Below are 10,697 nucleotides of genomic sequence, written 5' to 3'. Positions count from 1 at the left end.
CGCCTACCGCCGTCATCTTCGTCGATAGCCGGGTCAGGGACGCCGAAACTTTGTTGGCCGGCGCCGATCCGCGCGCCGAAGTCGTAATGTTGGAGGCCGGCCGCGACGGCGTGCAACAGATGGCCGACTATTTGGCGGATCGCCGGGACATTGCCGCGATTTCGATTGTCGCCGAGGGCGGCGAGGCCAACGTTTGGTTGGGCAATGCTTGGCTGAGCAATGATTCAATCGGCGGCTACGCCGCTCAACTCGATACGATAGGCCAAGCGCTGGCGGCCGACGGCGACCTGCAAATCTATTCCTGCAACCTGGGCCGTGGCACCGACGGCGCTACGTTTGCCCGGACCCTGGCCGATCTGACCGGGGCCGACGTGGCGGTGTCCGACGACCGCACCGGCGCTGGCGGCGATTGGGATTTGGAAGTGCGTACTGGCGACGTCTCGGCGCCCGCGGCGTTTTCCGCTTCGGCCATGGCCGACTACGATTACGCGCTGGCGACGGTCACCGTGACCAACAATAACGATAGCGGTGCCGGGTCGTTGCGCGCGGCGATTGCATCGGCGTCGTCCGGCGACACGATTACATTCAACGCCGGAATGACGATTACCTTGTCCAGCGGCCAGTTAAGTATCAGCCAAAATTTGACGATAGACGGCGATCTGGACGACAACGGTAGTGCCGATGTTACCGTCGATGCCAATTACCACAGCCGGGTGCTGTCGATTACCAGCGGCAATGTGACCGTGGACGGTTTGACGATCACCCACGGTTTGGTTTCGGGCGACGGCGGTGCGTATAACAGCGTCAACGGCGGCGATGCGTTGGGCGCCGGAATCTCGGTGACCGGCGCGGGCACCACGGCCACATTTTTGCATTCGACAATCACCGGCAACGTCGCGGCCGGCGGCGGCGGCAACGGCGGTAGCGATAACGGGTCTTACGGTTACGGCGGCGGCGGCGGCGGCGGTTGGGGGACGACTGTCGGCGGAACCGGAGGGGCTTTTAATAATACTACACCTGGCGCCTCGGGTTCCGCGGGTACTGGCGGAAATGGCGGTGTTAACGGGGTTGCCAGCGCCTCTGGCCGGGGCGGTAGCAGTGGCGCCAGTGGCGCCGGCGGCGCGGGGGGAACCAGCGGTAGTGCCAATGCAGGCGGAACCGGGGGAACCGCCGGCTCGGGCGGACTGAATTTTATCGGCGGCGGCGGCGGCGGATACGGTTCAGGCGGCAGCGGCAGCGCGGTGGTTGGCCGGGGTGGGATCGGCGCCGGCGCTTTAGCAATCGGTTCCGGCGCAACGGTGTACATGGCGTCGACCTCGATCACCAACAATCTCGGCGCCGGCGGCGGCGGCGCGGGTGGTTACGGTGTCGATGGCGGCGACGGCGGAGCCGGCGTCGGCGGAATATACAACAATGGTGCCTTCAAATACGAAAACGCTACCATTACCCACACCTCGAATTACGGAGGCGGCGGTGCCGGCGGAACTTCGTCCAGCGGTAACCCCGGCGCCTCCGGGTCGGGCGGTAACGCCGGCACCGAATGGCTAGACGGGCCGGGTAGCACGGCCGCCTGGACGCCGCCCTCGCCGACGGCGTCGATTACTTCGGCTACCTACGACGCCAGCACCAACGTGCTGTCCGTCACCGGCGCTAATATGACCACCGGCGACACCATCGATACCACCAAGCTGACGCTGACCGGCGAGGGCGGCAATACCTATACCTTGGCCGGCAGTTACACGGTGACCGCCAGTAGTTCCACCAGTTTTAGCATTACTTTGGATGCCACCGATCAGCTCAACGTCGAAGGCCTGCTGAATAAGGACGGGACCGCGTCCGCTGGCGCGACCACCTACAATCTGGCCGGCGCGGCGAATTGGGACAGCACCGCCTCGGCATCCGCCGATACCACCGGCAACGGCGTTACCGTCAGCAGTACCCAAACGCCGACCTTGACCTCGGCGACCTACGACACCGCGACCGGCTTGTTGGTCGTGACCGGTACTCATCTGGTCAAGCAAAGCGGCGCGACCAACGATATCGACGCTTCGTTGTTTACGTTGACCGGTCAAGGCGGCAGCTACACCTTGACCGACACCAGCGATGTGGAGATCACTTCGGCGACTGCGTTCACGTTGACGTTGTCGGCCACCGACAAGGCCCAGGTCAACACCCTGCTCGATAAAAACGGCACCAGTTCCAGCGGCAGCACGACTTACAATCTGGCGGGCGCCGATAATTGGAACGGCCCAATCACCGGCGGTAGTATTGCCGATACCAGCGGCAACGGCATCACTGTTTCCGGCATCAATTCGGCGGCGGTGATTAGCGGTTTGAACGGCGATAGCGTGGCCTTGTCCGGCACCGTGACGCTCGATGCCGGCGGCAATTTGACCGTTTCCGACGCCGAAAACGACGTAGGAGACTGGAACGGCGCTTCGTTGACCGTGCAGCGCGGCAAGATCGGCGATGCCAGTATCGCCGATGCCACTAGCAACGACGTCTACAGCTTTAATGCCAGCGGTTTTAGCGATACCGGTTCGGCGCTGCAAACCGGCGGCGCGACCACCTTCGCTACTTACACCAATACCGGCGGGGTGTTGACGATCAACTTCAACGCCAATGCCACCACCGCGTTGGTGCAAGCGGTGATGCGCGGCATTCAATACGCCAACAGCACCCCGTTCGGCGATGCCACGATCCGTTTCGCGTTGAGCGACGGTACCGCGACGACGAATGCCGACGTCAGTGTGACCAGTTCCAACATTTACGTGACCCAGACCAGCGACGACAGCGGTAACGACGCCGCCGACGGCTTCGGTTTGCGCGAAGCGTTGGCGCGCTCGGCGGCCCAGGCCGGCGCGGATAGCGTGATTCTAAGCAATTTGACCAGCGGCACCACGCTGACCTTGACCGGCTCCACCGCAACCTTGGGTGCTGGCGATACGGTGACCTTGCAAGGGGCAAAGACCGTGACGATAGCCGGTAGCAGTGGTGGCGGTCTGGTACTGGCCGGGTCCGGCACCTTGAATTTGCTCGGTGCCAGCGCGGCGTTGACCGTGTCCGCCGATATATCCGGCGCCAGCGGCAGTCTCAGTAAAATCAGCGGCGGTGCCTTGACGCTGTCAGGCAGCAATACATACGGCGGAGCGACTTCGTTCAGTAACGGCGCCGTGACTCTGAACGGCGGCGCGGCGATCCCCAACGCCAGCGCGCTGACCTTGGGCAACGGCGCAAGTCTGGCCGTCACGCTGGGCGCGGATGAAACCATCGGGTCGTTGAGCGGCAGCGGCGTGACCGGCAGCTTCGATCTCGGTTCGTTCACGTTGACGACCGGCGGCGACGCCACCTCGACCGGTTTCGACGGCGTGCTGAGCGGAACCGGCGGCTTAACCAAAACCGGTAGCGGCACCTTCACGCTGAGCGGCGCCAATACCTATACCGGCGCGACCACCGTGTCGGCCGGCACGCTGGCTTTGAGCGGCGGTAGCGCCTTGGCCGACACCAGCGCGGTCAGCGTGGCCGGCACCTTGAGTCTCAACGCATCCGAGACGATCGGTTCGTTGGCCGGGGCCGGTAGCGTCGTTCTGGGCGCCAATACCCTGACCGCCGGCGGCGACAATTCGTCAACCACGTTTTCCGGCGGAATCTCCGGTAGCGGCGGATTGACCAAAGCCGGCAGCGGCACCCTGATTTTGTCGGGTAGCAACACCTTCAGCGGCGCGCTGACCTTGTCCGGCGGCACGTTGCAAACCGCCAGTCTGGGTAGCGCCGGCTCGCTGGTCATGGACGGCGGTACCTTGGCGGCTAGCGCCGGGGGTATTACCTCCTCGGTCGGGGTATCGGTCACCGCCAACGGCGGCGCGTTCAATACCACGGCCGGCAGCATCACGCTGAACGGTAATCTGACCGGTTCCGGCGGCATCTCGGTCGGCGGGGGCGCGGGCAATGTACTGAAGCTGGCGGGTACCAACACCGGTTACAGCGGCACCGTTACGTTGAACAACACGATCATCGACATCGCGTCGGACAGCGCGCTGGGGACCGGCGCGTTGGCCTGGAACGGCGGCAAGCTGCGTTCGACCACCACGGCGCGCAGCATAGCCAACGCGATCACGCTCGGCGGCGATGTGACGATGTCGGGATCGTTTGCGTTGACCTTTACCGGCAACGTCGATTTCGGCAACGCGGCGCGGACCATCAACAGCGGCGTCGATACGACGTTCTCGGGTATCTTGAGTAATAGCAGCGGTCTGTTCACCAAGACCGGCGCCGGCACGATGACGCTGTCGGGCGCGAATACCTTGACCGGCGCCGTCACGCTGTCGCTAGGCGGGTTAACGTTAAATAACGCGAGTGCCATCGCCAACAATACCGGGGTTTCGGTGGGTGCCGGGACGACGCTGACGCTGGGTGCCGCCAAAACCATCGGTTCATTGGCGGGCGCCGGCAATGTTGCGCTCGGGGCTTTTACGTTGACGGCCGGGGACGGCTCCAACACCAGTTTTACCGGCGTCATCAGCGGTAGCGGCGGTTTGACCAAGACCGGTTCCGGTACCTTGACCTTGGGCGGCACCAACACCTATACCGGTGCGACCACAATTTCGGCCGGTACCTTGACCACCAGCGGCAACAACCGAATCGCCGACAGCTCGGCGGTGACGGTGGCCAGCGGCGCTAGCTTGACGCTGTCGTCGGCCAGCGACAGGATCGGTTCGTTGGCCGGCGCCGGCACGGTGTCCTTGACCTCCAGCACTTTGGAAATCGGCGGCGACAACACCAGCACCAGTTTTACCGGCACGATCACCGGTAGCGGCGCGACCGTCGACAAAGTCGGCAGCGGAACGCTGACCCTGGCCCTGTCCGGGACGAATGCCTTGACCGCCACGTCGCGTCTCCAAGCGTCCGGCGGTACGGTGGTGTTGTCCGGTACGCTGAGCGGCACGCCCGAACTGGCGCTGAACGGCGGCTCCTACCAGTTGGCGTCGGATGTCAGCGTCGGCCAAATCAATAGCTACACCAGTGGCAATATCGATCTGCAATCCTTCACGCTGACTAGCGATTCGGCATCGTCAGGGGCGTTTTCCGGGGTAATCAGCGGCAGCGGCGGCCTGACCAAGCTGGGTAGCGGCGAATTGGACTTGTCCGGCAACAATACTTACACGGGGGCCACGACGATTTCGGCGGGCACGCTGACCTTGTCCGGCAGCGGCTCGGTGCTGGCCGATACCACCGCCGTCACCGTGGCTTCCGGCGCCATTCTGAATCTGCACGCCATCGACGACACGATAGGCTCGCTGGCCGGCGCCGGCACCGTGACACTGAACAGCGGCACGCTGACGGTGGCCGGTAATGCTTCGACCACGTTCTCCGGTATTTTGCAGGACGGCGGAAATAGCGGCGGCTTTGCTAAAGCCGGCAGCGGTACCTTGACCTTGTCCGGTACCAATACCTATACCGGCTCGACCGCGATCGACGCCGGTACCTTACTGGTCACCGGCAGCTTGAACGGCGCCGGAGCCGGCGCGGTTAACGTGGCCAGCGGCGCCACGCTGGCCGGCACCGGTAGCGTCAACGGCGGCCTGACGATCGCTGCGGGCGGGACCTTGGCGCCGGGCGTGGCCGGCAGCAACGACGGCGTCGGCACGCTGACCGTGACCGGCGGTTTAACTATCGCCTCCGGCGGCAGCTTGGCGGCCGACATTGCCGGTTCGGCCAGCTACGATAGCGTGGCGGTTACCGGCGCGGTCAATGTCAGCGGCGCCACGCTGAGTTTGTCCGGCGCCCATGTCGCCACCAAATCGGCGAGCGGCGAAGCGTTCACATTGATTTCCAACGACGGTTCGGACGCGATCACCGGCAGCTTTAGCGGTTTGGCGGCGGCCGGAACCGTGACGTTTAACGCCGTGGCGTTGACCGCCAGTTACGCGGCCGGCAGCAACAGTAACGACTTTCGCTTGACCGGACCGGTCAACCAGGGGCCGGCCCTGGGCGGTACCTTCACCACCGCCGGCAGCGTCAACGACAACGCCACGACCACGCCGTTCGCCAACGTGACCTACACCGACGCCGACGACAGTTCGGGCACGTTCACGCTGACCATCAGCTACACCGGCGCCAACGGCACCTTGAGCAGCGCCGGCGGCGGTTTGTCCGGTTCGGCCGGCAGCTACACCTTGACCGCGAACAGTCCCGGCGCGCTGCAAACCCTGCTGCAAGCGCTGGTGTTTACCCCGACCGACAACCAAGCCGTGCCGGCCGGCACCGTCCAGACCACGTTTACGTTGACCGGCAACGACGGCACCAGCAGCGGCTCCGCCGACAGCTCGACCGTGATCACCGCGACCTCGATTAACGACGCGCCGACCGATTTGCAACTTTCCAACAACGCGATCAGCGTGTTCGACGGGCTCAACGCCACGGTCGGCACGCTGTCGGCGTCCGACGTCGATACCGGCCAGACCTTGACTTATAGCTTGGTCAGCGGCAGCGGCGATACCGACAATGCCAGTTTTACAATCAGCAGCGACACGTTGAGCGTCAACAACGCGGCTTTGACCGGCGGCCAGAGCTATTCGATTCGGGTGCGCGCCAGCGACGGCACCGACTCGGTCGAACAGGTCTTCACGATCACGGTATCCAATGATTTGACCGTGACCGTCACCGCGATAGACGGCAATGCGGTCAGTAGCTTTAATGCCGACGTCGCCGACGGCGGCGGTCTGGATCTGCGGGAAGCGCTGTATTACGCCGGCACTATTTCCGGGCCGACCACGATCAACTTCGCCGAAACCTTGAGCGGCACCATCACGTTGGGCGGGGCCTATACCGTGGCCGACGGCGTGACCTTGGCGATGGATAGCGACACCGACAGCCGCTCGCTGACGATCACCAGCCAGTCATTGAATTTGGCCGGCGCGATTGGGGTCAGCGTCGGCACCGGCGATACGCTGACCATCAATTCCGCGCTAGCCGACGACGGTAGCGTGGTTTCTAATTTGACCAAAAGCGGCGCCGGCAAACTGGTGCTCGGCGGCACCAACAATACCTCGACCGGCGGCACCAGCGGCACCGGCTTGAATACCGCCGGCATCGCCGGCGGCACGTTGGCGGTGGCCGGCGACGCCAATCTGGGAACCGGCAACCTGACCTTGAGCGGCGGCATATTGCAGGCGACCGGCGGCTACCCTAACGCGATCGACAACGATATCGTGTTGGCGGCGGACAGCAGCATTCTGGTCGATACCGGCGCTTATCTGCAACACACCGGTGTGCTGAGCGGCAGCGGGGCTCTGACCAAACTGGGCGGCTCCACGCTGGAGCTGGCCGGCGCTTCGGCGAACACCTACAGCGGCGGCACCGCGATCGGCGCCGGTTATCTGCTGACCAGCAAGAGCGGCGCGCTGGGCAGCGGTGGGGTGGTTATCGCCAACGGCGCCTCGTTGCACTTGCAAAGCGCGGCGACCTTCAGCAACACGATCTCCGCCGCCGGCGTCGGCGCGGACACTAACGGCGCTATTCGCGCCATCGGCGGCGACAATACCTTGAGCGGCCAAATCACGCTGACCGGCAACACCAAGATCGACACCGGCGGCAACACCTTGACGCTGTCCGGCGGCATCACCGATGGCGCCAACAGCTATGCGCTGACTCAGTTCTGGACCGGCACGCTGCTACTGTCCGGTACCGGCGATTGGGACGGCGGCCTGGCCGTGACCGGCGGCACCGTGCAGACTGAAGGCGGCGCGGCGATCAAGGACACTTGCGCGGTGACCTTATCCGGTGCCGGAGCGTTGCGCATCAGTGCCAGCGAGACGGTAGGCACGCTGTCCGGCGGCAGTTCGGCGGTCGCCGGGATTACCTTGGATAGCGGCGCGGTATTGACCGTCAATCAAGCGACCGGCAGCAGTTTTTCCGGCGCGATCGCCGGTGCCGGCGGTTTGACCAAGGCCGGCGCGAACGAGTTGGAACTGTCCGGAACCAATACCTACAGCGGCGCGACCACGGTAACGGCCGGCATGTTGTCGGTCTCGGGCGGCGCGGCCATCGGCGATGATAGCGCGCTCGAAATCGCTGGCGGCGCCACGCTGTTTTTATACGACAACGAAACGGCCGGTTCCCTGTCCGGCGCCGGCAGCGTGACCTTGAACAGCGGCAGTCTGACCGTCGGCGGCAATAATGCCTCGACTAGCTTTTCCGGGGTGGTCGAAGATGGCGCCATTGGCGGGAATTTGATTAAAACCGGCACCGGCACTTTGACCCTGTCCGGCAATAACAGCTACAGCGGCGAAACCACGGTGCGTGGCGGCGGTACCTTGGCGATAGCCTCCGATGCCAATCTCGGCGGCGGCGATCTGACCTTGAACGCCGGCACGCTGACGATTAACGCCGCCACGAACATCGATAACAATGTGACTCTGATCGGTGCGGCGACCGTTTCAAACAGTGCCTCCGCGACGCTGTCCGGCGTGTTGTCCGGCAGCGGCTCGTTGACCAAGCAAGGCAGCGCGGCGCTGACGCTGTCCGGCAATAATACTTATAGCGGCGCGACGACGGTATCGGCCGGCACGCTGGCGGTGACCGGCGCGCTGGGCGGGACCAGTGGCGTTTCGGTGCAATCCGGGGCGACCTTGGCCGGCAGCGGCAGTATTTTCGCGGTCAGTTCGACCAATCAGTTGACGATACTCGACGGAGCGACATTGGCTCCCGGCGTGGCCGGCACCAATAACGGGATCGGCGTGCTGACCGTCAACGGCAATCTGCGGCTCAGCGGCGACATGGCCGCCGAAGTCGGCGGCGACGGCGGCGTGGCCGGCACCGACTTCGACCAAGTCGTCGTCAACGGCGTCGTCAGTTTGAACGGCGGATCGTTGAGCGTGAGCCGGGTCGGCACTTACAGCGCCAGCAACGGTGCCACGTATCGGATCATCGACAACGACGGCGCCGACGCGGTGTCGGGCAGCGCCGGCACTTTCAACGGCATACCCGAGGGCAGCGACGCGACGTTGAACGGCGACATTTATACCGTGCGTTACGCCAGCGGCACCGGCAACGACGTGGTGCTGACCGCGTTGGTCAACCCACTGGTAACCGAAGTTTCGGCTTCGACGGCCAGCGGCAGTTACAAAGCCGGTGACACCGTCACCATTACCGTGACCTTTAACCGGGCCGTCACGGTGACCGGCACGCCGACCTTGGCGCTGAATACCGGCCGCAACGCCAGTTTCAGCGGCGGCTCGGGCACGACCACGCTGAGTTTCAGCTATGTCGTGCAAGCCGGCGACACCAGCACCGACCTGGACTACTCGGCCACCACCGCCTTGGCCTTGAGCGGCGGCGCGATACTGGATAGCTCGACCAGTCTACCGGCGATATTGACCTTGGCCGCGCCCGGCGATCCCGACTCCTTGGGTGCCAACCGCGACATCGTGGTCGATACCTCTGCGCCGGCCGCGCCGAGCTTGAGCGTGACCACCGATAGCGGCACCAGTAACAGCGATGCCATCACCAACAGCGGCGCGGTGACGGTGTCCGGTCTGGAAGGCGGCGCGAGCTGGCAATACAGCAGCGACGGCGGCACCAGCTGGACGACGGGCAGCGGCGCCAGTTTTAGCGTCAGCGGCGATGGGGCCAAGTCGCTGTTGGTTCGGCAGATCGATATTGCCGGCAATGTCTCGGCCAATTCCGCCGCGCTGGCCTTTACCCTGGATACAGTCTCCGCCGCGCCGAGCTTGGCCTTGGCCGAGGATAGCGGCGCCAGTGCCGTCGATGGCTTGACCAACAATGGTGTCGTCAACGCGGCCGGTCTAGAAAGCGGCGCCAGTTGGGAATACAGCATCGACGGCGGTACGACTTGGGTCGCCGGCAGCGGCGACAGTTTTAGCGTGTCCGGCGACGGGGCCAAGTCGGTGTTGGCGCGGCAGACCGACTTGGCCGGCAATGCCTCGGCTGAATCCGTCGCATTGACCTTCACGTTGGACACCGCCGCGCCGGTCGAGGCGAGCGGAAGCTTGAGCGTGGCCGAAAATGCCGCGAACGGCACGGCGGTCGGTAGTGTGACGGCCAGCGATCTGCATGCGGTGGTTTACAGTCTGGTTGACGACGCTAACGGCCGCTTCGCGATCGACGCCGCGACCGGCGCGGTCACCGTCGCCGACGGCGGCCAACTAAATTACGAAGCCGCCGCCAGCCACTCGATCACCGTGCGCGCCACCGACGCGGCCGGCAACAGCCGCGACACCGAACTGAGCGTGACGCTGACCAATGCCAACGACGCGCCGACCGGCACGTTGACGATACGCGGCACGCCGACCGCCGGCGAAACCCTGACGGTCGTCGATGCGCTGAGCGACGCCGACGGCAAGGGTAGCGTGGTATATACCTGGAAGGACGGCGACGGCAATGTCCTGGGGACCGGCTCTCGCTTGTTGCTGATCCAAACTTTCGTCGATAAAACCATCAGCGTGACAGCCAGTTACACCGACGGCTTGGACAACGCCGAGGAAGTCACTTCCAGCCCTACCGCGGCGGTGGCGATAGGCATCGTCACCAACGCCACTCAAACCGTGGACTTTAACGCGGGAACCGGCGGTGGACTGGGTGGTTTCGGTGGTTTGGGCGGCTCGTCCGCTGGTGGCGCCGGCGGCAATACTCAAACCTCGGTCAACGCGATTGCGCCGCTTGCGGTCGGTCCTGGC

The 10,697-nt window shown here is 64.4% G+C and carries 1 protein-coding gene; it reads left to right on the top strand.

Annotation, left to right across the window (positions count from 1 at the left end; all coding sequences use genetic code 11):
* The coding region (locus BJL95_RS16225) for an autotransporter-associated beta strand repeat-containing protein (RefSeq protein ID WP_071159410.1) at window positions 1–10,697 on the top strand (10,697 nt) is incomplete at both ends.

Source organism: Methylomonas sp. LWB (genome assembly GCF_001856095.1).
Lineage (GTDB): Bacteria > Pseudomonadota > Gammaproteobacteria > Methylococcales > Methylomonadaceae > Methylomonas > Methylomonas koyamae_A.
Note: the sequence above shows the minus strand (reverse complement) of the source record. Positions and strands in the feature narration are given on the sequence as shown.